Source organism: Rheinheimera sp. (assembly GCF_030824435.1).
Taxonomy (GTDB): Bacteria; Pseudomonadota; Gammaproteobacteria; order Enterobacterales; family Alteromonadaceae; genus Pararheinheimera.
The window spans coordinates 1-24,619 of the sequence record NZ_JAVBXS010000084.1; the positions used below are offsets into that span (position 1 = coordinate 1).

The following is a 24,619-nucleotide window of genomic DNA, read 5'->3' on the forward strand; positions in this document are numbered from 1 at the left end:
AGTTCATGGGTTCCGGTATCCTGCTCAGGTTTTTCATCCAGCACTGAAAATACCGTTGCTGCTGCCGCCATGCCTTTTTGGAAATCGCTGTTAACTGTGGTTAATTGTTTTAATGGTTTTAACAACAACATCATTGAAGTGATAATTTCGGTAAACATGCCTGGCGTTAACGCATCTAACATCTCAGGGAAGCTCGCCAGATAAATCACAAAAGCCAAAGCAAAAGAAGCGATGATTTGAATGACTGACACACTTAAAGCTCTGGTGGCTTCAAGTTTGACATCCAGCCGGCGATTGGAATTATTCACTTCAGCAAAACGTTTAGCTTCTAAGGCTTTACCACCAAAAGCTAAAATAACTTTATGACCGTTTAACATCTGCTCTGCACTTGACGTCACCTGCCCCATAGCGCCTTGCATATTGTTACTGATTTGGCGGAAACGGCGTGACACATGCGACACTATCACCGCAATTACAGGCGCGATGATCAGAAAAATAGCCGATAACTGCCAACTGTTGTAAAACATCAACGCCAGCAAACCAATGACAAAAGCACCTTCGTGAATCAGCACCACCAGCGCTTTACTGGAGGCTTGTTTAATTTGTTCGGCGTCATAGGTAATACGGGAAATCAGCTCACCTGTAGAGTGTTTGTCATGGTAACTGACAGGCAAAGCCAACATTTTTTCAAACAGCTGCTGGCGTAAATCTTTGACAATATGAGTGCCCGACCAATTCAGGCAATAAGTGGCGACAAAATGAAAAATGCCGCGCAGGATAAATAATAAAATCACCACAAAAGGCGCCATGGCGAGGTAACTCATATCACGTTCTGTGATACCGCGGTCAATAAACTGGTCAAACTGCGACAGAAAAAATACGTCCACTGAGGCATAACCAATCATGCCCAAAATGGCAACCAGAAAGCCTAAACGATAATGTTTTAAGTAACCAAGCAGACGCCGGAAGGTAGAAGCAGAACTCTGTTGTGTTGACAAAATGACATCCTGACAATGAAAGACCGCAACATTCTACCTTGTTGTTGCTGCGGTTTCAGCAGCAAAGGGCAGATTTTCCAGCCATTTTACCAGCCGGCCCGGCCGCACAGCCTCGAGCTGCAGCTCTTGTGTACTTAAAGTTAACTGCAATGCACCAGTGTCGGCCGTGTTATACAGCGGAATTTGCAACAACGATAAACGGGCCCGCACCTGTGCTGACGGATGTTGGTAACTATTGGCAAAACCTGCGCTGTTTAGCGCAAATTTTGGCGCAAGATTTTGTAAATAAATAAGTTTATTTGAACCATGGCTGCCATGGTGAGACAACAACAGCACATCGGCCTTCAGCTGTGGATACAAATCCAGCAAACCGGTTTCGGTGTTGCTGCCAATATCACCACTGAGCAGCACTTTCCAGCCATAAATCTGCAGCCAAACCACACAGGACTGATCGTTTTTTACCGGTGCGGCTACAGGCCCTGGCGGCCACAATACCTGCAGCGAAAAATGCTGCCATTGCAAAGGTAACTGGCGGCAATTCAGTTCGGGTGAAAACCTTTTGACGTCACTCACCAGTTGGGCGTCAGGGTACGCCTGCCTGAGCAAAGCCAGATGCCCACTATGGTCGCTGTCGTCATGACTAAGCAGCAGATAATCCAGCTTCTGGATGCCCTGATAGCGCAAATAAGGCAAAACCTGCGCTTCTGTTGCACTGTAAGCACCATATCTGGGGCCAAAATCATACAGCAGGCCATGTTTGCCCTGCTGCAACAGGATGGCCGTACCTTGCCCTACATCAATCAGATGTAATACCGCAGCCTCTTTTGGCCTTAATGCCAGCAAAAAAGGCAGACAAAACAGACACAGCAACGGTAACTGACGGCGCCGGCAAGGTAACAATAACAACATCAGACCCGCCATCAGCAGCAACGATACCCAAACCGAAGGTTGTGGCAAACTCCACCACCAGTTGGCTTGTGCACTATAGTGCAACCACCAAAACAAAGGTTGTAACAACAAATCCACCCCTTGCCAGGCTAAGGTTAAAGGCCACGGACAGAAAATCTGCAATAAAAAAACAAGCAATAACAACGGGATAACTAACAGACTGCACCAGGGCACAAATAACAGATTGGATAACAAAGACAAAGGTGCCATGCCCTGGAAAAATAACAAACCCAGCGGGAGCATCAATAACGAAAAAATCAGCTGATAACGTAAAAATGCCCAAAACAGCGCTTTCCCACCTTCAGGCTTCGGATAACGCCAGCTCAGATAAAAAACCAGCGCTACTGCCAACAAAGACAACCAGAAACTCAGACTCAGCAACCAGAAAGGCTGCCACAACAATAACAGCGCCGCCACCAGCAAACTGAACTGACGGCCACCGGCGCGCCGCCACAATAACCTAAGTATCACCAACAGCACCAAAGCCAATAAAGCCCGCACTGTTGGCACGGCGTAACCTGCCATGGCGCTGTACAACCAGGCAGCCAGCAATGCAGTGCAAAGCGCCAGACTAAAACGCCAGATCCAAGGTGTGGCGACAGTGGCAAAGAGCCTTTGGCTTAATAACACCCAGCCAAACACCAGGGCGATATGCATACCCGAAATAGAAATCAGGTGCCCCAACCCTGTGGCCTGCAGTCCAAGCCAAAGGCTGTCGGAGAATGGCCGCTCGCCCAACGTTAATGCCAACATCAAAGGTTTGGTGGGCAAAGCCGCCAGCTGAAAATCAAGTTGATTGAGCAGTTGCTGGCGTATAGAGATGTCGCCGCCGAGGTATTGCAATGACGGCGGATTGGCCGCCAAATGTCGTGGGAAAGTGGCGTCCGGTCGCGATTGTTGTTGTGTTGCAACACCAGAAGATAAAACTTCTGCAGCTGACTCTGGCAACACAGTTGCTTGTGCTACCACACCGGCAACCAAAGCCGACGCTTCAGTCCAACCGCCGCCTGGATTGGCTAAACCTCTGATAAGCTTTAGTTTTACCGGCAGCTGCCAACGTTGCCCTTGTTGCAACTGAACCGGCACCTGATACCAGCGCACCAATAACAGACTACCCGCGCCCTGTTGTGCTTTATCCTTTACAGTTTCATCGAGCTGTAATATAAACCTGCTGCCGCCGTCATAGTGCTGTGGAATACTGACAACAGTTCCGGCCACTATTGTGCTATGCTGCGCCAGCATCTGCTGACTGGTCGTGCTGTAGCAGTGCAGCTGTAAACTCAGGCTAGTGAGATACAGGCATACACCTGCCCCAAACCAGCCTCGCAGTGCGACGCAGAGCATAAACAGGGCCAAAGGCCAGTACCAGTCCGGGATTGAAGGTAACAATAAAGCACCAAGGCTGCCAGCCAGGATCCCCAGACACCATGATTCCATGTTCATATTTGGTAAATAAGTTGTAATGGCTAAAAACTTTATTAAGAAATACTTACCAGATCCTGATTCGATCAAAAATCATCAATCGATGCAGATCTTCGGCAAGCTGCTGCATGATGGCAACTTATGGCATTTGCACCGCCGCTCTGCCCGCGGCGCCTTTGCGGCTGGTTTGTTTGCGGCTTTAATGCCGATGCCGGGTCAAACTATTCTCGCCGCAGCTTTGGCTATTTTGTTCAGAGTGAATATTCCAATCGCCGTCGCTTTATGCTGGGTCACCAACCCCTTTACTATGGCACCAATTTTTTACATCTGTTACAACATTGGAACATTTGTCTTAGGCCAGCCGGCGCACGATATTCATTTTGAAGTGACCACTGAATGGCTGATGGAAAGTATCAGTACTGTGGGCAAACCCTTTTTAATTGGCAGTTTTATTTTTGCCGCTTTTGTGTCGGTGTTGTCCTGGTTCACTATTGATACCTTCTGGCGTTTGGGTGTAGCCAGAGCCTGGCGTAAACGCGCCGAGCAACGCGCTGCCAAAGCAGATAAATAACAAGTTATAAACCACCAGACTCAGCGGGTGCTGAGTCTCTGCACTGCAAAACACGAGCACAAACTCGGACAACAACGAGCCTGTTTATGGCAAAACCCTGGTACCAAAGGTTTATTCCCGACAGCAGCAAGCTGCAACAACACCCATCATTACAAAGGTTTGGGCCTGCTTTGCAAAATCCATCGCTATGGCATTTATCCAGACGCTCGGCCCGCGCTGCAGTGGCTGTTGGTTTGTTTTGCGCCATGTTGCCTATACCGGTGCAAATGTTATTGGCGGCTTTTTTGGCCATTTGGTTAAGAGGGCATTTGCCGCTGACCATAGCGCTGGTGTGGTTGAATAACCCCGTGACCATAGCACCGATTTTTTATGCCGGTTACAAGGCGGGCAGCTGGCTGCTTGGCGCAGCGCCCAAAGACATTCAATTTGAGTTCAGTAGTGACTGGTTGTGGGCGCAGCTGGCCGATATTGGTTTGCCGCTGTTATTGGGAAGTATCACACTTGGGTTAGTACTGGGCATTGTTGGCGCTTTGTTGCTGAACCTGGTCTGGCGCCTGCGTATACAACAACGTTGGCGGGCAAGAGCCCTCAGGCGTTAAAACGCCTGACTTTACCCGATTTATTGCAAAACAGCTTTCAGCGCCTATTTTTTGAACAGGCTTTAACAATGTTTTGTTCAGCGGCAGCCTTACAGGCCACCTTGCCTCACCCTTGTTTCTACTTTGTTTCTGGCTTATTTACACCCACTTTAACGTTGCCCCAATACCCGCGCAGGCTCTACTTTAGCCGCCCTTGATGCCGGATATAAAGTGGCGAGCAGACTCAGCAACAAAGCCACCACCACAGTCAGGCAGATATCCTGCCAATGCAGCTCTGATGGTAAATAGTCGATAAAATAAATTGTTGGATCAAGCAATTGCAGCCCAAACAGCTTACCGGCAATAGCGTAAATATTTTCGATTTGCCAGGCCAGTATCACGCCAAGCAAAGCGCCCACAGCAGTGCCTTTGACGCCATTGAGCCAGCCTAACCACATAAAAGCGCGCACTATTACATTAGGGGGCGTGCCCATGGTCAGCAGAATGGCGATGTCACTTTCTTTTTCCCGCACAGCCATCACTAAAGTGGCGACAATGTTAAAACAAGCAACGGCAATCACCAGCGCCAGCACCAGATACAAAATGCTGCGCACCATCTGAATGTCCTGATATAAATGACCCTGAGTGCGAAACCAGTCCAGCATATAGACATAATCTTCCGCCTGGTTCCCAAGTTCCCGCGCAAGATTACCGGCTTGAAAAATGTCGTTAATTTTAAAAGCAAAACCTTCCACCTGATTGGGTGGCAACGACAACCAGTCCCCCAAAGCGTTGATATCGACCCACACCTGCTGGTAATCGAGCTGACCGCCAATACCAACGATAGCCACTATTTCTAAACTGACGTTTTTCTGACTGGCAAGCTCACCTTGCTCCGACAGTTGCGGCAACATCAGTTGTACTGTGTCGCCTACCTTGGCCGATAATTCAGTGGCAATACCCTGGCCTAACACAATCTGACTGGAGCCGAGGTTTTTAAGCTCACCTTGTTGAATAAAATCACCCAGTTTGCTGATGCCATGTTCAAATTGAGCATCAATACCGCGCACCGAAGCGGCTTTGACTTTACTGCCAAGACGTAACATACCGTCCGACTGAATAAAAGGCGCACCAGCCAGGACACCCGGCGTTTTCACCAGCTGCGCCAGTTTGGGTTGCCAGTTATTGATGGGTTTATCCACCGCCAGCAGCTCAACATGCGGGATCACCGACAATAATTTGTTTTTTAATGCGGCTTCAAAACCATTCATCACCGACAAAGCCAAAATCAGAATGGCCACGCCAAGGCCTATACCCCAGGTAGAAGATGCCGAAATAAACCGGATAAAAGCGCTGCTATTGCGGGTATGGCGATAACGGCCCGCCAATTGCCATGACAAACTAGCCACGAAGTTCACCCAAACGACCATCTTGCATAAACAGCTGCCGGTCTAGCCTTTTTGCCAGTTGCTGGTCGTGGGTTACCACAATAAAACTGGTGCCAAGTTCCAGATTTAGCTCCCGCATCAGCTGGTAGATACTTTCAGCGGTTTGATGATCCAGATTGCCGGTTGGCTCATCGGCCAGCACTAACGCAGGTTTACCCACCATAGCGCGGGCAATAGCCACCCGCTGACGTTCACCACCACTGAGCTCACCTGGTCTGTGACTAACTCTATGGCCAAGCCCCACCCGTGCCAGCATCTGCTCTGCCTGCGGTTTGGCGGTTTTGGCTTGTTCACCGCGGATAAGCAGCGGCATCATCACGTTTTCAAGAGCAGTAAAATCCATCAGCAGATGGTGAAACTGATAAATAAAACCCAGCTGCTGATTGCGTAATTTGGCTTTTTCAGCCGCAGTTAAAGTGGCCACCTTTTGATTGGCGAGCCACAGTTCACCACTGTCGGGTTGGTCTAAAGTGCCGAGAATATGCAACAAGGTACTTTTACCAGAGCCTGAGCTGCCAACTATGGCCAGCATCTGATGGCTTGGCACCGACAAATTGACCTGATGTAACACCGGCGTGACGTGGCCGCCGTCGTGGTAACTTTTACAAATATCAATACAACGCAACATCAGTTATTCATCCCGTAAAATTTCGGCAGGGTCAATTTGCACAGCACGCCAGGCCGGGTAAATCACCGCCAGCGCCGTTAACAGCAAAGCCGACAACACAATAAAAAGTACCTGCAGCGGCTGTAAATCAATAGGCAACGCCATGCCTGGCAAAAGCTGTAAACCCAACAACGCCATCAGCGGATTGAGCTGCCAGCAAAGCAGCACACCAGCCAAAGCACCGGCAAAAGCGCCCACCACACCGTGGCTCATGCCCTGTACCGCAAACACCAAAAACAGCTGACTATTGGTCATGCCCTGAGTTTTTAAAATGGCGACTTCACGTTGTTTATCGGTGACCATCATCACCAGCGCTGACACTATGTTAAAAGCCGCCACTGCCACTATCAGTAATAACATCAGCCACATCATGGCTTTTTCCATCGCAACTGCAGCAAACAACTTGCCATGACTGACCCGCCAGTCCACCACCTGAGTGACACCAGGTAGCTGCTGCAGTTTGGGCGCTATGGCAACAGAGCTGAAGGGGTCAGTTAAACTTAACCGCCATTCCTGCACAGGTTTAGGCGCCAGCTTTTGTAAATCAGTCAACAGCACCACAGCCACCACTTTGTCCACTTCAGAGCCACTGTCAAAAATACCGGCCACAGTAAACACTCTTTGCCTTGGCATCCAGCCCATAGGGGTGTAATTGCCGCCCGATGGCAATAACAACCGCACTTTTTGGCCGACCTGCACCCGCAGTTTATCGGCAAGGGCCGAACCTAAGATCACCTGATAGCGGCTTTGACCAAAGTCCTGCCAGTCGCCAATTTGCAACGAATCACGCAAAAATTGTGGCAAAGCATCCACCGAAACACCTTGTAATAATGCGCCGGTCAGCTGTTTACTGGATTGGATCAAAGCTTCAGATTGTGCAAAAGGGCTTACCTGACCAATACGGCTATCCTGCGCTTTTAAAGTGTCGGGCCAGCTATTGTTGGTTGATTGGTTGCTTGATTTTTCGGTGGAAACCACCAGATGAGGTAACACACCCAAAATGCGTTTTTTCAGCTCACCTTCAAAACCATTCATTACTGAGCTCACCAGCGTCAGCGCCATCACCCCCAAAAAAATACCGGTGACAGAAAACAAGGTAATAAAAGATAAAAAGGCGTGACCTTTGCGGCTTTGGCTATAACGTAGGCCGATAAAAAGTGGGATTGGTAGTTGCATCCTTTTCTCAGGACTTCATTGAATGATAATGATAAAGTAGCGGGATCATAGAGATAAACAGTGGCGCTTACAAGCCACCTGCCGAGGTAATCCATGGATCAGTCCCAACTTGAGCTGCTGCGCGTGCAATATCATGACTATTTCTCCATAGAACAGTCTGTGGTTGCCAATATCAAGCCGTTGCCACAGGTGTTGCCGGATGAAGACAGCTTTTTAACGATGATCCCTGAACCTTTTCTGATGGCCAGTGAACAAGCGGTGCTGGACCGTTCTGCCCTTAAATCTCTGGCAAAACTAGGCGATTTGGCCGAGGAGCTGGCAGTTTACCTGCGTGCTCAGGCAAAAAAACTCGATATGATGATGCGGTATCTACTGATCCAACAAGACGATCCGACGTATCGTCAGCATACTCATAGTTTTGGCGGTTCAGCGTTGAATTTTATCAGCAACACTGATCTGACGGCCGGTCAGACGCTGGAAGTAAAATTATTTTTAAATGGCAGCGACGGCGCAGTGTATTTTTTGGCAACAGTGCTGGAGTCAACCTTAATACCCGCCGACCTGAACACCTATACCGGTTCAGATACAGCTCTGGTCAACAATAGCCAGTTTATGATCAAGGCGGTAGTCAGCCGTATTCGCGATGAAGACCGTGAAACTTTAGTACGCGCCAGTCTGCATGAACAATCAAGACAACTAAAACGTAAAGCGCAGCAACGTCAGTTGCGGGAAAAAGACTAACTGTTGTTTTGTTTTTTTCGTCTGGAAAAATCGCTGTTGTGCTCAACACAGCAACTTCTTGACTGTTACACAATTTAAAAAAGGGCACAGATTGCCCGGCATTTTTCAGTGTTAATTTTTGTTTTAACCGCAGCCAGCATCCATTGACGATACTGCTGTGGCGGGGTTTGTAATGCGTCTGAATTTAACGTTGCCGCTGCCAACAGGGCCGCAGGATTTAAAACAACTGGGCAATTTGTCTGGTGCAGCTTTACCTCTGGCTTTAAGCGAGTTAATGCGCGGGCATGGTGGTTTGTATTTGCTGGTGGTGCCTGACACCCCAACAGCACTGCGCATTGAGCAAGAGCTGACGGTATTTTTAGGCGATAGCCAGAACATCTATAGTTTTCCCGACTGGGAAACTTTGCCTTATGACGTATTTTCGCCGCATCAGGATATTATTTCGCAGCGTCTGCGTACCTTGTATCAGCTGTCCACCTTAAATCAGGGTTTAGTGATAGTGCCGGTCAGCACTTTGATGCTGCGGCTTTGTGAACAAAGCCATCTGCAACAACAAAGTCTGATTTTAAAACAAGGCCAGACTTTGGATTTAACCAGCTTAAAACGCCAGCTGGCGCAAGTGGGTTACAGAGCTGTGGATCAGGTGATGGAGCACGGTGAGTTTTCTGTGCGCGGCTCATTGCTTGACTTGTACCCTATGGGCAGCAACCTGCCTTATCGTATTGATTTTCTTGATGATGAAATAGACGGCTTACGCACCTTTGACCCGGACAACCAACGCACAGTAGACAAGGTACAACAAGTCGAATTGTTGCCAGCCCACGAGTTTCCGCTGGATAAAACCGCCATTGAACGTTTTCGCAGTCGCTACCGTGAGCTGTTTCCGGCGCGTAACGAAAAAGAATCTTTGTATCAGCAGGTCAGTCAGGGTTTATTGCCGGCCGGTATTGAATATTACCTGCCGCTGTTTGCACCAGGCACAGTGTCGTTATTGAGTTATTTCCAACACCACACTGTGGTACTGCAACTGGGCGATATTGAAGCCGCAGCGCAGCGGTTCTGGCAGGACGTGGAGCGGCGTTATCAGGACAGGGCCATTGATTTATTAAGGCCTATTTTAAAACCAACGCAGTTGTATTTTCCGGTTGAAGAACTTTTTGCTGAGCTTAAACCCAGGCCCAGACTGCGGTTATCGCGTGCTGAATTGCCAAACAAAGCCGGTGTGGCCAACCTCAAAGCCAAGCTTCTGCCCGACTTAACGGTCAATCATCAGCTGGCCGAGCCTTTAGCACTGCTGCGCGATTTTATGCTGCAACAAAAACAACTAAAAGGCCGTTGCCTGTTTTGGGTGGAGTCTGAAGGCCGGCGCGAAAGTCTGCTGCAATTGTTGCAAAAAGCCGGCATTCGTGTACCACAAGTGGCTGGTTTTCAACAGTTTATACAAAGCAACGAAGATGTTGCCATTGCCATAGGTGCGCTGGAGCAAGGGGTCTGGCTGCTGGACGGCGCCAATATTGCGATTATCAGCGAAAACGAATTATTCGGCCAGAAAATCAGCCAGCGCCGGCGGCGTAAACACAGCCAGCAGGTGTCCAGCGACACCATTATCCGCAATCTGGCGGAATTAAACCCTGGCGGTCCTGTGGTGCATCTGCAACATGGTGTTGGCCGTTATCAGGGTTTGCAGGTGCTGGAAGCGGCTGGTATCAGCGCTGAATTTGTCACTATTGAATATGCCGGCGGCAGCAAACTTTATGTGCCGGTGTCGAGTTTACATTTGCTGAGCCGCTATTCAGGTGCAGATGCCGAACACGCGCCTTTGCATAAACTTGGCAACGACCAGTGGGAAAAAGCCCGGCGTAAAGCGGCGGAAAAAATCCGCGATGTGGCGGCGGAACTGCTGGATGTATACGCCATGCGCGCCGCGCAAAAAGGTTACGCCTTTAAAATTAATGATGAAAGTTATCAGAAGTTTGCCGATGGTTTCCCCTTTGAAGAAACCGCCGATCAACAAGACTCTATCGCCGCAGTACTGAAAGATATGCAACAACCTCAGGCGATGGACCGGCTGGTTTGTGGTGATGTTGGTTTTGGTAAAACCGAAGTGGCGATGCGTGCAGCTTTTGTCGCTGTTGATGACGGCCATCAGGTGGCCATTCTGGTGCCCACCACTTTGCTTGCACAACAACATTTTGAGAACTTTCGCGACCGTTTTGCCAACTGGCCAGTCAGAGTGGAAGTGTTGTCGCGTTTTATCAGCGCCAAAGAACAAAAAGCCATTCTGGCCGACGTCGAAGCCGGCAAAGTGGATATTCTGATTGGTACCCATAAGCTGTTACAAGACGATATTAAATTCCGTGAACTCGGGCTTTTGATCGTGGATGAAGAACATAGGTTTGGCGTACGCCAGAAAGAAAAAATCAAAGCGCTCAGAGCCAATATTGATATTCTGACGCTGACCGCCACTCCTATTCCACGTACTTTAAATATGTCGTTATCCGGCATGCGCGATCTCTCTATTATTGCCACACCACCGGCCAAACGGCTGGCAGTCAAAACTTTTGTGCGGGAAAACGAACCTGGCCTTATCCGCGAAGCGGTACTGCGGGAAATTATGCGCGGTGGTCAGGTGTATTATCTGCACAATGACGTCGCCAGTATTGAAAAAACCGCCGCCGATTTAGCTGAATTATTGCCCGAAGCACTGATAGGCATAGCCCACGGCCAGATGCCGGAGCGTGAGCTGGAACGCATTATGGCGGACTTTTATCACCAGCGTTTTAACCTGCTGCTGTGCTCCACCATTATTGAAACCGGCATAGACGTGCCCACCGCCAATACCATTATTATTCAGCGGGCAGATAACTTTGGTCTGGCACAGTTGCACCAGCTACGTGGCCGCGTGGGTCGTTCGCACCATCAGGCTTATGCCTATTTATTAACGCCACCACCCAAACGTTTAACCAGCGACGCACAAAAACGGCTGGAAGCTATTTCAGCACTGGAAGATTTAGGCGCCGGTTTTGCGCTTGCCAGTCACGATTTGGAAATTCGCGGTGCCGGTGAATTGTTGGGTGATGACCAAAGTGGTCAGATTGAGTCCATTGGTTTTACTTTGTATATGGAAATGCTGGAAGAAGCAGTACAGGCATTAAAAGATGGCCGTGAACCCAGCCTCGATATGATGCTAAGCAGTCAGTCTGAGCTTGATATGAAAATTCCGGCTTTACTGCCGGATAGTTATATTCCGGATGTCAGCTTAAGGTTATCATTCTACAAACGTCTGGCCAGTAGCCGCGACAACGAAGAACTGGATGAAATTCAGGTAGAGCTAATTGACCGTTTTGGTTTATTGCCGGATGCCGCCAAAAACTTAGTGGCTGTGACCCGCTTTAAACAGCAAGCGCAGGCACTTGGTATTAAACGGCTGGAAGTAAACCCCAAAGGTGGCACCGTTGAATTTGCCGAACGCACTCAGGTACAGCCGGTTTATATTATTCAGTTAATTCAAACCCAATCGCGCATTTATAAACTCGAGGGTGGCAATAAACTGAAATTCAGTATCACCACCAACACCAGTCAGGAGCGGCTGGAGCTGGTCAGAGCCTTACTTGAAGATATGCAAACAAAAGGCACTGCGGGTAAAACCCGTTAAGGTAAAATTGCCGGGGCTTTTGTAAAAGCCCCGCCTTTAAACAGCAAGTTAATTTTTAACGACATTCAACATAGTGAACCTGGAAACAGCAACAATGAAAAAATTTGCGCTGCTCAGCCTGATGTTGCTGAGTGCAACAGGCACAGCACCTGCCAAAGCCCAGAGTATTGAAAGCTCCTGGTTTGAAATTGAATTGTTGGCTTTTAGCCGCGATGAGTTACAAGCTTTATTGGAAAAGTTTCCACCACAAGTCACGCCAATTAATGTTGCTGGTGCAGTCGACTTGTTAAGCCCTTTGTATCAACCGGATTTAACCGCTTTGGCAACAGCTCTGCCTGGTTGTCAAACCAATACGGCAGGACTTGAGACAGAGCCAACGTTACAACTTGATATACAAACAGCAACAACACCGCTTTTTATTGTTGATGAGGCATCTCTGGCCGATTTTAGCTTCAGGCAAAACCAGAGCAGCCTGAATTTAACTGCAACTTTTGAACTGCCACAACTTTGTCCTTTGACCTCAACTACCGGTGCTGACAAAGAACCCGATTATCAGTTAATGCAGCCGCCGCTGCTGGCAGCGCCACAAGCAGCGCCGTTAACACCGGCTGGCAGCGATACACATCAGAACAGCATCTATCTGGCGCCTGAAACTGCGCTGGCGCTGAACGACCTGGCATATCAGCTGAAACACCGTGCCGGCCATCAGTTATTGCTGCATACGGTGTGGCGTCAGCAACTAGGCACCAAACGTCAGTCGGTGCCAAGCCGCTGGTTTGGCGGTCGTAATTTTGCGCAGAGTTTTGATTATTTTGGCCGTGCCAAAGCCAGCCAACCTGATTTGACCCACAGCCAGGAGCAAAGATTAACCAGTCAAATTCAGTTATTAGAGCAACAACTACAACGTCAACCTAAACAGCCTTTGCAAAGCGACCCGCTGTTACAGCATCAGGCTGTTGCAGCCGGTGCTGTCTGGCAACTGGATGGTTTAATCAGGCTCTACAGTGAACGTATGTTGTTTGCCGAAACTGAATTTAATTTACGTAAATTATCGGCTGACGGCAGCCAGTTACAAAGTTTCCACAGCAAAGAACAAACCCGGTTGTTAATTGGCAATCTGCATTATCTGGACCATCCGCATCTTGGTTTGATCCTGCAAATCCGCCGTTTTACACCACCTATGGCAACACCGGACTTAACACCGGACATCACACCGGACATAGCCCCGGTCACTACCCCTTAAACAATAAAACTTCGGTTAAAAGGAATATCCATGAAAAAATTACTCACTATCGCACTGTTATTCAGCCTGGCTGCCTGTAGCAAATTATCGATGGAAAACTACCAGCAGTTAAAAACCGGCATGACCTACAACGAAGTCACGGCGCTGATTGGCGAGCCAGCTAGCTGTGAAGAAGCGCTTGGCACCCGTAGTTGTGTCTGGGGTGATGACAACAAACAAATTAAAGCCGCTTTCCTGGCAGAAAAAGCCATGTTATTCAGCCACAAAGGCCTGAACTAACAGGTTGTCAGGCAGTGTTATGCAGTCTGGAGCGCAAGCAATAAGAAGCGCCGGACTGTTCCACTGCCTTTTCCCCGGCTTGCCGACCCCAATTTTAACCAGCCTTTGTGAAGCAGATTGTTATGTACCAGCTGCGGGATTATCAGCAACAAACAGTACAGGCGGTGTTACATTATTTCCGCGCTTTTGCTGAGCCCGCAGTGGTGGTATTGCCTACAGGCGCAGGTAAAAGTTTAGTGATTGCTGAACTGGCCCGTATTGCGCGCGGCCGGGTGTTGGTGCTGGCGCATGTGAAAGAGCTGGTTGAGCAAAATCATAGTAAATATCAACAATATGGCCTGACCGCCAGCATTTATGCGGCGGGATTGGGACGTAAAGAAACCGACAGTCAGGTGGTGTTTGCGTCTATTCAGTCGGTGGCGCGTAATCTCAGCGATTTTAGTGCCAGTTTTAGTTTATTGGTGATTGACGAATGCCACAGGGTGCCGGACGACGATAACAGCAGTTATCGCCAGGTCATCAGTCACCTGCGTGAACAAAACCCGGGTATTAAAATTCTGGGGTTAACAGCCACCCCTTATCGGCTTGGTCAAGGCTTTATTTATCAGTACCATAGCCGCGGTTTGGTGCGCAGTGACGAACCGCGTTTTTTTAAATTTTGCATTTTTGAACTGCCTTTGCGTTATTTGCTGGAGCAACAGTATTTAACACCAGCCAAAGTTCTGGATGCCCCACTTCTGAGTTACGATTTTTCCGGTTTAAAACCAACGGCTGCCGGTTATTTTCGCGAAGATGAACTGGCGGCTGTTATTAACAGCGCCAAAAGAGTGACCCCACAAATTATTGACCAGGTCAAACATTACGCCAAAGAGCGCAAAGGCGTGATGATTTTTGCCGCCACCAGCAATCATGCCCGTGAAGTGTTGTCTTATCTGCCCGCTGATCAGGCGGCGCTGATTTTAGCCTCAACACCCGCCAGTGAACGCCAGGCTATTATTCAGGCCTTTAAAAACCAACAGCTGAAATATCTGGTGAATGTGGCTGTGCTGACCACAGGTTTTGACGCCCCTCATGTTGATTTAATTGCAGTGCTCAGGCCAACAGAGTCTGTCAGTTTGTATCAGCAGATTGTCGGCCGCGGTTTGCGTTTAGCGCCCGGCAAAACCGACTGTCTGGTGCTGGATTATGCCGGCAATATGTACGACTTACATTTACCGGAAGTGGGCACACCGCCGCCCGTTTCTGGTGCTGAGCTGGTGACTGTTCCCTGCCCTTTATGCAATTTTGCCAATACCTTCTGGGGCAAAACCGACGTCAATGGTCTGGTGCTGGAACATTATGGCCGTCGTTGTCAGGGTTTTGATCGCAGTGATTTACATCATATTCAGCCTTGTGGTTACCGTTTTAAAGCCAAGTTTTGCCCGGAATGTGGCGCCGATCAGGATATAGCGGCCAGACAATGTAACCAGTGCCAGACTGTGCTGGTGGACCCTGATAAAAAATTGCAGGAAGCGCTGAAACTTAAAGATGCATTGATCCTCTACCCTGTCACACTGCAGCTGGCAGCTCAACAAGACAACAAAGGGCAAAGCAGATTAAAAGTCAGTTATATCGACGCTCAAGGCCAACAGCTACATGAATTCTGGCCTCTGGCCAGCAAAGCGCAGCGCCAGCGCTTTGGCCGCATTTTTGTGCCGCCGCATTTAACTGACCGCCATCGCCCTTTTGATGTCAGCTCGGTCAAAGCAATTCTGGCGCAAGTCCACAGATTACAAGCGCCCGCAGCCGTTATTGCCCGCAAAGATGGCCGGTTCTGGCGGCTGCGCGATAAGTTATTTGCCTTGTCTGAGCAGCAGACAACAGAGGGTGCTTTGAGCAATTCAGGCTGAAAACACTCAGCTGCAAAGTGTTGTTTTTTAAAATTAATCCCCAAAGCATTGCTTTACAATGGCGGTTAGTTAAGCAAAAATGAAACTCCCTATCAGCAGTGAAGGAACACAGCATGTTGTCAGGTCGTTTTTTGCTTTGCGCCTTGAACCACCAACCGATGTCCGGTCATCAGCCTGCTTCTGAGCCAACCTCGCTGCTGTCTTATCGCATACTTTATGCAGTTGGCTTGTTGCCCTGCCTGCAGATCAACAACTGAGCTCTGGATGCACACCTGTTATGCAAATTAAAGACATCAACAAAGATACCTACCGCAGTCACCTCAACGTCATTATCGTGATGGCCATTGCGGTATTTGCGGCACTGGGTGTGGGTATATCCAGTGTGCTGATCCATTATTTGGGTGGCCCTGAAGGTGATAACTTTGTCTGGAATCTGCTTGGTGTCAGTACTGGTGGTTTAATAGCGGCTGCCTGCTTAAAAAAATTAAAACACTCTGCTTATTTTTATGAAGTCGCTTATGTCTGGGATTTAAAACAGGAACTGAACCAGATCAACCGCAAGTTGACCCACCTCAAACAAGCCATCAACAGCGGTAATGTCGATGCCATGATCATCATGTTATATAACTACCATGGCTCACGGCAGTTATGGCAACTGGACGATAATGTGCTGAATCTGCAGGAGCTGGAACTTGAGCTTATTCAACTGGAAGACAAAATCCGTCAGGCTGGTCTAAAGCTGGACCCAAGTCAGTACCAACGTAGTCTGCTGGATAAATTCTGAAAACCTAAATGGTTTTCGGAACAAAAGTAAAATAAAAATTTCGAACTTAACTACCTGTTCCAGAATATAAAAATAATCTTTCGCCAGCGCAGTTTTTTTAGTCACAGTGCTGTGAAAGCAATACGGAATAGACAATAATCAAACAACTGCTTTTCCTCACACATAACAACAAGCTGTTACAGGGTTCTGATATGACTGCGCAAAATGCCTTATTAACCATTCTCGTCGAAAAAATTCGTAACGATAGTTTAGTATTACCCAGCCTGCCCGAAATCGCGTTAAAAATCCGCAAGATGGCTGATGACCCAAATGTAAACCTTAACCAGATGGCCGACATGATTTCGCATGATCCGGCGTTGTCAGCCCGCATTATGAAAGTGGCTAATAGTGCTTTTGTTGGTCGTGGTGTGCACGTAAACTCACTCCATCAGGCCACCACCCGCATTGGTCTGCGTTATATTAAAAACGTCGTGACCTCGATGGCTATGGAGCAACTTTTTGTCTCCAAAACTGCTTTTATTAAAAAACAAATGGATTTAGTCTGGGCTGAAACGCTGGAGTTGACCGCTTTTGCGCTGACAGCTATGGCGCAACACAATGCAAATTTTAAAAATCCGGCGTTAAATTTCGATACTATGACGCTGGCGGGTTTAGTGCACAATATTGGTGCCTTGCCCATCTTGACCGAAGCTGAAAAACAATTGGATATTTTTGGTGACGAAAACTTTATTAAAAATTCCATCAATAATATCTCCGGCAAAATCGGCGCCACTATCTTGCGCACCTGGGGTTTCCCAAACGAACTGATCGAAGTGGCTGAGCAGTGGGATGTACCGGGCTATCAACCGACGCACCCTTCTTATGTCGACTTTATCCGTATTGCCGCTATCAAACAAAACCGCTTCCACGGCGAAGGCGATATGCCACAGCTGCTGAAACCTTATGTTGATATCGGTCTGATCCCTTCAACAGATTTTTACCGTTCACCGGATTTCGTCGTCAAGTTTAACGATATCAAACAGTTATTTGCTTAGTTACCACACTGGCTGCTACTTTCTGCATTGCAGCAACAAGTGGCTTTGTTACTGAACATCTTATAACTTCAGAAAAAAACCGCCCTTTGGCGGTTTTTCCTTTTTAATGGTCAGCTTACTGTCAAAACAACGCCTGATGTAACTCTTTTACCACTGTGGCCGCTTCCTGATCCTGTACCAAAAAACACAGGTTGTGCCTGCTGGCACCATGGCAAATCAGCCGCATATTAATTTTCTCCAGCGCCTGAAATAACGAGCCTGTCACACCGCGGGTGCTGTGCAGATGGTTACCAATCACAGCAATCAGGCTTAAATCCTGCTCCACCGTCACTTCAGAAAACGCTTTGAGTTCAGCCAACGCAGGTTCAATCGAATTGCTAAAGGCACTGCCTGGCGCATCATCCAAAGTTAAAGCCACACTGATTTCAGACGTAGTGACCAAATCAACCGAAATCTGATGACGGCTTAAAATATCAAACACCCGCGCCAAAAAACCTGCAGCGTGCAACATGGCCGGGCTTTTTACCGTAATTAAAGTTTGGGCTTTACGCAGCGCAATAGCACGGTACGAGGGTTTGGTATCTACTTGTTTGGAAATCCAGGTACCACCAGCGTCCGGTTCACGGCTGGAGCCGACAAACACCGGGATATTCTGCCGCATTGCCGGAATAAGGGTGGCCGGATGCAATACTTTGGCACCAAAAGTAGCCATCTCTGCTGCTTCATCAAAGCTGATTTCAGCAATACAACGGGCGTCGCTGGTGAGTCTCGGATCTGTGGTAAAAATACCAACCACATCAGTCCAGATTTGCACCACACGGGCGCCTACCGCTTCACCTAAAATAGCAGCGCTGTAGTCAGAACCTCCACGGCCTAAAGTCGTGGTCTGGCCCTTTGCGTCAGCACCAATAAAACCCTGGGTAACAATCAGTTGTTGATTCAGCAGTGGCAGCAGATATTGCGCTGTTAAAGTTGCAATCACATCAATTTGTGGTTCACCTTTGCCAAAACGGCTGTCGGTGCGCATCACGCGGCGTACATCAAAACTGCTGACAGCTGCGCCCCGCTCGGCCAACACCTGAGCAAACAACACTGAACTTAATCTTTCGCCAAAAGACAACACCAGATCTTTTTCAGCGTCGGTAAAAGCACGCTCAGCATTTAACAGGGTTTTCAGCTCAAGCAGCAACTGCTCTATGGCAGCACCGACTAAATGTTGTTGCTGTAATTGTTGCAGCACATTGTAGGTAATACGCTCTACGCCAGCGTAGTGGCTTACACGGCCCGCCACATCAGCAGCTTTGGTTATGTCGACCAATAAGTTAGTAACGCCGGAACTGGCACTGACAACAATTAATTTAATGCTGGGGTCGGCCAGCACAATATCGGCACAACGGGACATCGCAGGAAAATCGGCCACACTGGTGCCACCAAATTTGGCAACGATCAACGGGTTCTGGTTCAAAACAGGACTGAGTGGTGCAGCAGCACCGGAATTTTGTAGATTTGACAAGGTTTCTCTCCTTATAAAAAACATAAGCAGAGCATGGCATTTGCGGCACAACAATCAGACAGAGCCCACAGCAGAAAGTTGTGCTGTTTGCTGTCTGATTGCAGACGAACAAAGGCCAGAAGCTCTCCACCGGGTTTCAGGTGACAGTCGCAGGGATTCAGCCCTTTTGACCGGACAAGATGTTGCTACGGCATCTTGTCCTCGGCGTTCATCCCCATCATTCAGGTTAAGGTTTATAGCTACCTAGCCTGAACTACCTGGTGAACGCTCCTCTTCTGGTCTATCGGATATGATTGACGCGGCCAAGATACTGCAGTTTTTTGCAAAAGGCAACAGACTTTTAGATGTCCAGACTAAAGTCAAAGCCAAAAGATGTAGAACCTGCAACAACCGGAACCCATACCTTTTCACAAAAAAATGCACACAGTTCATCAATAAAAAACGGCACCAAAGTGCCGTTTTTTATCAAGTTAAAACATAATCTTAGCTGGCAAACTGGCCAAAAAAGTACACGCCGGTGTAACCCAATGAATATGCAAACAACAGGTAACCGGCCATTTTAAAATAACTGCCAAAAGTCAGTTCTTTAATTTTGCTCATGGCAATAATACCGGCCGCTGAACCAATAATTAAAATCGAACCACCAACACCAGTTGCGTAGGTCAACAATAACCACTCAGCCGCAGTCATGGTTAAATCTGCTTTTAACAGCGCGGCCGTTAATGGCACGTTGTCGATTAGCGATGAGGAAATTCCCATCAGGTAGTTGGCCTGAAGTGGTGGTAACACATTGTACAGATTAGTGAAATTGTTCAGGAAACCAATTTCTTTGAGGATGCCAACCAACAACAACACACCTAAGAAAAACAACAGGGTTTCAAATTCTACTTCCCGCACATAATTCAGAATGCTCTGGGTGGCTTTTTTGCGTAGTAAATATTGTGCACTTAAAAACATAATGCCAAGACCAAACAGGAAGGTCAGTACAGGTGGAATTTGGAACAGAATATTCAGCAGCAGCGTTGAGCCGATAGTTGCAGCAAAAATACCGGCAATAATGGCATCGGCTTTTTCGATAGGCTTGGTTGATTTTTCAATCACAATACGGTCTTTCATGCCACGGGATAACAAAATCGCCAGCACGGCAACGGCAAAAAATGCCGGTAGAATCAATAACAACAGATTAGCAATGGTTACTTTGCCACTTAAGAAAAACATCAGGGTGGTCACATCACCAGTGATCAGCGACACACCACCACTATTGACCGCAAAAATAATTAAGGTTGCGTATTTAATCCGTTTTTTCACGTCCATTTTTAGGCTGGCAATCACCGCAATGGACACCAGAGTTGCCGTGACGTTGTCGGCAAAAGAGGAAAACACAAAAGCAAAAGCCGCGATAATAAACATCAACCGGCGTTCCGATAACTCTGACGGCAACATGCGTTGCACCATCTGTGAAATAAAACCTTTGCTGTTGAGATAAGCAACAAAAGTCATAGTTGACATCAAAAATAACCACAAAGTGGCTATTTCTAACAAGTTATGGTTCAGTTGCTCGCCAATTTCGGCACTTGTAGCACCATGCATTGGAAAAATAAATGCTAAAATCCAGCACAGAGTACCGAAAAAAAGTGTCGTTTTTGCCTTGTTTACGTGGATAATATCCTCTATAACGATGAGCACAAAAGCTAGGGCAACCAAGCCCAGTATTACGGCTGTTAACATATATTTTCACCAGGTTGTAGACAGTGGAAGTGGCCAATTTGCGGGGCGGCATTCTAGCACCGTCAGGCATTTATCACCATCCACATCTGGGCATACATTGGTCTATACCCCTTAATTTTTTAACAAAAAGTTACGAGTTCATGCTATCAGCAAAAAAAGTCATTAAATGCCTCGATGAGCATTGGCCTGTTCTGGAAACACTGGTCAGCAGAAGTGCGCTTGGCAGTTTTAGTTTTCAGGATGTACAGGCACTTATTCAGCGCCATAACCCAGGCTTGAGCAGCGAACAGGTGTTTCGTGAAGCGCAAAGGTTGTTGCAACAGGAAGTATTGATTCCACTGGCCAAATCCAGCCAGTTGGAACTGAACCGTGCTGTGCTTGAATTTATTCAGTTCCTTATTCAGGAGCATCAACTCGGTACTGTCGGTGATATTCAAAGCCGCATTGAAGATTTAGACCGGCTGCGTGGCAAACTAAAAACCGCCGCCGACGGTAAAGATGTCAGCGAAATGCGCCGTTTTATCAGGTTAATGGATGAGCGGGTGCGTGAAGTGGTGAAACACTTTCGTAAAAACGAAAGTGCCATTTTGCATTTGGTTGAACAGGCCAAAGCCGACGAAAGCAAATTAAGTCTGGCGAAAAGATACAGCGCTGTAATGGAAGCTTTTGATGAATACATAGAGCCTGTATTGCAAATGATTGATATCAATGGCCCTTTCCAGCACAGCATTGGCGCTTTGGAATTGCTGCTCAGCGATCTCATTATCCATATTGAACAAACCGGCTTTTTACAGGGCGAAAAAGAACCTTTAGTGCAGCTGCGCACCCGTTTGCTGGAAATGAACCAGCTGGGTCGTGAGTCGCTGATTCGCAGCACAGACGTGCTGATGCCACTTCGCGAAGAGCTGCGTAAAAATACTTTGTTGTCACGTAACGCCAGCGCTTTATTGGCACTTTTGCGTAAAAAAGGTCTGGAGCCAACGCTTGAGCAATTAGTGCCCAAATTCAGCTCAGATCATCAGAAATTCAGCCTGGGTTCGGCCAATCAAATCACCAGTTATATGGCAGAACTGGTGGATTATCAGGACGACAATTACCAGATGCCACAGCAGGTTGACCAGGCCGCACATCACAATATCCGGGTGCCTGAGCTGGCTGATGTGCTGAAATTTGCCCGCACACAAAAAGCCAATACCGATTTGTCTTTATGGCTTGCCAAAAGTTACCCGCAGTTGCCGGTTGATGAAATGTTATTTTTGTATCAGGAACTTAGCCGCGCTCCAAGCCTGAAACTACAACATTTAGAGCAGTTAACCGAACTTGAAGTGAATGGTTACCGCCTGAAGCTCCACCCTTTTGCCCCTACAGCACAGTCAGGAACATAACTGATGCAGATTGAACTGGAACAACTGAGCCAACTTGCTGAAATTCATAAAAAACTCAGCACAGGTTTTCATATCAGCGAGCAGGATTTTGCCCTCTGGCAAGAGCTCGACAACAACGAAGATGCTTACAGCGCGTTATTTACCGCTTTGGGTAATCAACTGAAACGCGACAGCCGTGGTTTTTTCCATTTTGAAGTGGACGATGCCACAGTCAATATGGGCAAAATTTCCCGGTTATTTGCGCTGACCACTTATGCTTTAGTGGAGTTTTTTGCCGATAAAGGTCAGGACCCACTGCGGGTGATGTTTGAAGAAGAAATCAGTCATGAAATTCTTGCCAGCATTTTGCAGCAGCAATATCACTTATTTGAGCAGCTGGAAGTTTATTCAGCCACCGACCTCAAACGTGAAGTGATGAACCGGATGTTACGTTACGGTTTTGCCAAAGCCCAGGGTGAACAATTTAAACTGCTCTCCCCCATTTACCGCTACCTTGATGCCTTAATGGCGGTTGATCAGCTGACCGAAGAAACCAATACAGAGGAGCAGGCCGATGTCTGAGTTATACGGCTTAACCAAGCTCGCTTTATTAAATACCGCAGGTTACGCCAAGTGTGTGATCCCGCTGGACGACGCCGCGTCGATTTGCGCGCCAAACAACACCGGTAAAAGTTCGGTGATTAACGCTTTACAGTTTCCGCTGATTAACGATTTACGTTTAACCGAATGGGACGGCCACGATTTAGACGAAACCCGCAAATTTTATTTTGGCACAGACCAAAGTTACATTCTGCTGGAAGCCAATTTGCCCAACGGTCCTGTGGTGATTGGTGTGGCTGGCCTTGGCAAAATTGCCGGTTATCAGTACCAGTATTTTTGTTATAACGGCAAACTGAACCTGGACCACTATCTGGTGAATAACAGCATTGTGAAGTACAACAAGCTGGATCATCATCTGCGTGAGCTGGGTTTTGACCCGCTGGAGCTTAAACCTGCTGAGCTAAACGCGCTACTCACAGGCGGCGCCACCCCTTATGACAGCAAAATTAATCTTCGCATGATCCCGCTGACCAATGTTAGCGATGCGCCTGTTTATAAAGATATTTTCCGCCGGATTTTAAACCTGCACCGCTTAACGGCGCAGGACGTCAAACGGCTATTGTTGCCAGTATTTGCCCGCCATTTAAGCGACCCGAAAGTCGATTTTTATACCGTCTGGCATAATGCCTTTGAAAAAGTAAACCGCGACAGGCGCGAGCTGAAAGCTTTGGAAAACCAGCAACAAGCAGTGGAAGCACTGGAAAACCTGCTGGATAACCGTGCTGTACTCAAAGGCCGTTTAGGTGCTTATGCGCCAAAACTTGATAAAGCTTTGGTGGAGTTTCAGAGTTATTTAGAAGATCAACAAGGCGAACTTTCCGGCAACCTCGAAGAGCTGCACCGCGAAAAAAGTCAGCTGGAAGAAAAACAGCGGTTATACGTCGGGCAAATTAAAGAACTGTCTGGCCGTAAAATTGAACTGCAACAATGGTTTAGTGAACACGACACCCTGGCGCTGCGTTTTGGCCTGACCAACCTCGCCACCTTGCAGTCGAACCTTAGCAATATCCGCCAGAGTTATGAGTCGCTCAGCCACAGTTTACAAGGCGCGGCCAATTTAAACCCCACTACTTTGGCGCATCAGCAAGCGCAAACACAAAAGCAGCTGAAAAGCTTAAAGTTGCAGCTGAAAAACCTGGAATACAACCTGTATTCACGGCTGCGCGAAGATTTGTCTTTGCCTGAAGTGCAGCAGCTGATTAAAGCGCTGAACCCGGATTTATTGTCGCTTTCAACCGCAACAGGCGGTGATGTACAAATCACTGACGATGATGCTTTTGGTGAACAATTAAGTGCACTGGCTGATTGTTTCCGTCAGGGTAAATTGCACCTTAAAGGCGCTGTTATTGATTTAGCGCATTTATCGGCCCCTGATATGACGGGGGTTGAAGGCAAAATTCAGCTGAAAGAGCAGATTGAAGCTTTGCAATTAACCCTGGCGACTCTGGAACAGCAGGAAGAAGTTGCTCAGGATTTAGCAGGTAAAACCCGCGAAAAAGAGCGTTTATACGCCGATATGCTGCAAGCGGAAGAAGATTTAAAACGTTTTGCGCGTTTTGAGCAGATGCGTGAACTGCGTGAGCAGCAGCAGGATTTAGTCGACGAGCTGGACCGGGAAGAAGAAATTCTGCACGAACAACTGGCCGAAGTGCAGCACAAAGCCAGCAGCTTGTCGGACAGGCGTAATCTGGTGACCAATAAACAGGATCAGCTCAAACGCCAGTTAGAGCGTATTGAACACGAGAAAAAAGAACGTATTGATTTCCAGCTCGATTTTTACAGCGGCCGCGTCACACCTTATCCAATTGAAATTAATCTGGAATACGACAATCTGGCCGACGAGCTGCGCTCTTACAATAAACATTGTCATGAGCTGAAGCTTCTGGATATCAATATTAAAAATACCTATTTGTTTATTTTTAATGCCGGCATCAGCAAATTTGAAGCCGAAACTGATGAA

At 47.8% G+C, this 24,619-nt stretch carries 19 protein-coding genes and 1 riboswitch; of the genes, 12 read left to right on the forward strand and 7 right to left on the reverse strand.

Features of this window, described 5'->3' with window-relative positions:
- Together RCH83_RS14180 and RCH83_RS14185 are read right to left on the reverse strand one after the other, a co-directional pair.
- Positions 1 to 998, reverse strand: a 998-nt coding sequence (locus tag RCH83_RS14180; RefSeq protein WP_306523226.1) for an ABC transporter transmembrane domain-containing protein, incomplete at its 3' end; no start/stop codon positions are given.
- 33 nt (positions 999 to 1,031) lie between these two features.
- A complete protein-coding gene (locus tag RCH83_RS14185; protein WP_306523228.1) occupies positions 1,032 to 3,383 on the reverse strand; it encodes a DNA internalization-related competence protein ComEC/Rec2 in 2,352 nt (783 codons plus the stop codon).
- Positions 3,384 to 3,471: 88 nt separating this feature from the next.
- On the opposite strand from RCH83_RS14185, the gene RCH83_RS14190 reads away from it, so the two are divergent.
- Complete coding sequence (locus RCH83_RS14190; protein WP_306523230.1) at positions 3,472 to 3,939, forward strand: DUF2062 domain-containing protein; 468 nt, start codon at positions 3,472 to 3,474, stop codon at positions 3,937 to 3,939.
- An 86-nt stretch (positions 3,940 to 4,025) separates the two neighbouring features.
- A complete protein-coding gene (locus RCH83_RS14195; RefSeq protein WP_306523232.1) occupies positions 4,026 to 4,538 on the forward strand; it encodes a DUF2062 domain-containing protein in 513 nt (170 codons plus the stop codon).
- Positions 4,539 to 4,687: 149 nt separating this feature from the next.
- Here RCH83_RS14195 and RCH83_RS14200 read toward each other — a convergent pair whose 3' ends face one another.
- From RCH83_RS14200 to RCH83_RS14210, 3 genes are read right to left on the reverse strand one after another with little or no spacing between them, the layout of a single operon-like run.
- Positions 4,688 to 5,947 carry a lipoprotein-releasing ABC transporter permease subunit gene (locus RCH83_RS14200; protein ID WP_306523234.1) on the reverse strand — a complete coding sequence of 420 codons (1,260 nt, stop codon included), beginning with the start codon at positions 5,945 to 5,947 and terminating at the stop codon, positions 4,688 to 4,690.
- Positions 5,919 to 6,593, reverse strand: coding sequence for a lipoprotein-releasing ABC transporter ATP-binding protein LolD (gene lolD, locus RCH83_RS14205; RefSeq protein WP_306523236.1), 675 nt, complete (start codon positions 6,591 to 6,593; stop codon positions 5,919 to 5,921). The genes RCH83_RS14200 and lolD overlap by 29 nt, the downstream gene beginning before the upstream one ends.
- A 3-nt stretch (positions 6,594 to 6,596) precedes the next feature.
- Positions 6,597 to 7,808, reverse strand: a complete 1,212-nt coding sequence (locus RCH83_RS14210; protein WP_306523238.1) for a lipoprotein-releasing ABC transporter permease subunit — start codon at positions 7,806 to 7,808, stop codon at positions 6,597 to 6,599.
- A 93-nt stretch (positions 7,809 to 7,901) separates the two neighbouring features.
- Here RCH83_RS14210 and RCH83_RS14215 point away from each other — a divergent pair, with 93 nt between their 5' ends.
- From RCH83_RS14215 to RCH83_RS14245, 7 genes are all read left to right on the forward strand, one after another.
- Positions 7,902 to 8,549 carry a PilZ domain-containing protein gene (locus tag RCH83_RS14215; protein ID WP_306523240.1) on the forward strand — a complete coding sequence of 216 codons (648 nt, stop codon included), beginning with the start codon at positions 7,902 to 7,904 and terminating at the stop codon, positions 8,547 to 8,549.
- A 172-nt stretch (positions 8,550 to 8,721) separates the two neighbouring features.
- Positions 8,722 to 12,204 carry a transcription-repair coupling factor gene (gene mfd / locus RCH83_RS14220; protein WP_306523242.1) on the forward strand — a complete coding sequence of 1,161 codons (3,483 nt, stop codon included), beginning with the start codon at positions 8,722 to 8,724 and terminating at the stop codon, positions 12,202 to 12,204.
- A 94-nt stretch (positions 12,205 to 12,298) separates the two neighbouring features.
- Positions 12,299 to 13,447 carry a CsiV family protein gene (locus RCH83_RS14225; RefSeq protein WP_306523244.1) on the forward strand — a complete coding sequence of 383 codons (1,149 nt, stop codon included), beginning with the start codon at positions 12,299 to 12,301 and terminating at the stop codon, positions 13,445 to 13,447.
- 30 nt (positions 13,448 to 13,477) lie between these two features.
- Complete coding sequence (locus tag RCH83_RS14230; protein WP_306523246.1) at positions 13,478 to 13,726, forward strand: DUF3862 domain-containing protein; 249 nt, start codon at positions 13,478 to 13,480, stop codon at positions 13,724 to 13,726.
- Between the two features lie 122 nt (positions 13,727 to 13,848).
- The gene (locus tag RCH83_RS14235) at positions 13,849 to 15,615 is read left to right on the forward strand and encodes a DEAD/DEAH box helicase (protein ID WP_306523248.1); all 1,767 of its coding nucleotides are present in this window, start codon (positions 13,849 to 13,851) and stop codon (positions 15,613 to 15,615) included.
- A 277-nt stretch (positions 15,616 to 15,892) separates the two neighbouring features.
- A complete protein-coding gene (locus RCH83_RS14240; protein WP_306523250.1) occupies positions 15,893 to 16,399 on the forward strand; it encodes a DUF3087 family protein in 507 nt (168 codons plus the stop codon).
- A gap of 191 nt (positions 16,400 to 16,590) precedes the next feature.
- Complete coding sequence (locus RCH83_RS14245) at positions 16,591 to 17,433, forward strand: HDOD domain-containing protein (protein ID WP_306523252.1); 843 nt, start codon at positions 16,591 to 16,593, stop codon at positions 17,431 to 17,433.
- A 121-nt stretch (positions 17,434 to 17,554) separates the two neighbouring features.
- Here the strand turns inward: RCH83_RS14245 and lysC are convergent, their stop codons facing one another.
- Both lysC and nhaD read right to left on the reverse strand, forming a co-directional pair.
- The gene (lysC, locus tag RCH83_RS14250; protein ID WP_306523254.1) at positions 17,555 to 18,946 is read right to left on the reverse strand and encodes a lysine-sensitive aspartokinase 3; all 1,392 of its coding nucleotides are present in this window, start codon (positions 18,944 to 18,946) and stop codon (positions 17,555 to 17,557) included.
- Between the two features lie 111 nt (positions 18,947 to 19,057).
- Positions 19,058 to 19,229, reverse strand: a riboswitch (Lysine riboswitch).
- Positions 19,230 to 19,429: 200 nt separating this feature from the next.
- The gene (nhaD, locus tag RCH83_RS14255; protein ID WP_306523256.1) at positions 19,430 to 20,674 is read right to left on the reverse strand and encodes a sodium:proton antiporter NhaD; all 1,245 of its coding nucleotides are present in this window, start codon (positions 20,672 to 20,674) and stop codon (positions 19,430 to 19,432) included.
- 140 nt (positions 20,675 to 20,814) lie between these two features.
- On the opposite strand from nhaD, the gene RCH83_RS14260 reads away from it, so the two are divergent.
- The 3 genes from RCH83_RS14260 to RCH83_RS14270 form a co-directional block, all read left to right on the forward strand.
- On the forward strand, positions 20,815 to 22,059 hold the full coding sequence (locus RCH83_RS14260; RefSeq protein ID WP_306523258.1) for a hypothetical protein: 1,245 nt from the start codon (positions 20,815 to 20,817) through the stop codon (positions 22,057 to 22,059).
- Positions 22,060 to 22,062: 3 nt separating this feature from the next.
- Positions 22,063 to 22,620, forward strand: a complete 558-nt coding sequence (locus tag RCH83_RS14265) for a hypothetical protein (protein WP_306523260.1) — start codon at positions 22,063 to 22,065, stop codon at positions 22,618 to 22,620.
- Positions 22,613 to 24,619: ATPase (locus tag RCH83_RS14270; protein ID WP_306523262.1), on the forward strand; the 2,007-nt coding region annotated here is incomplete at its 3' end. The genes RCH83_RS14265 and RCH83_RS14270, both read left to right, overlap by 8 nt.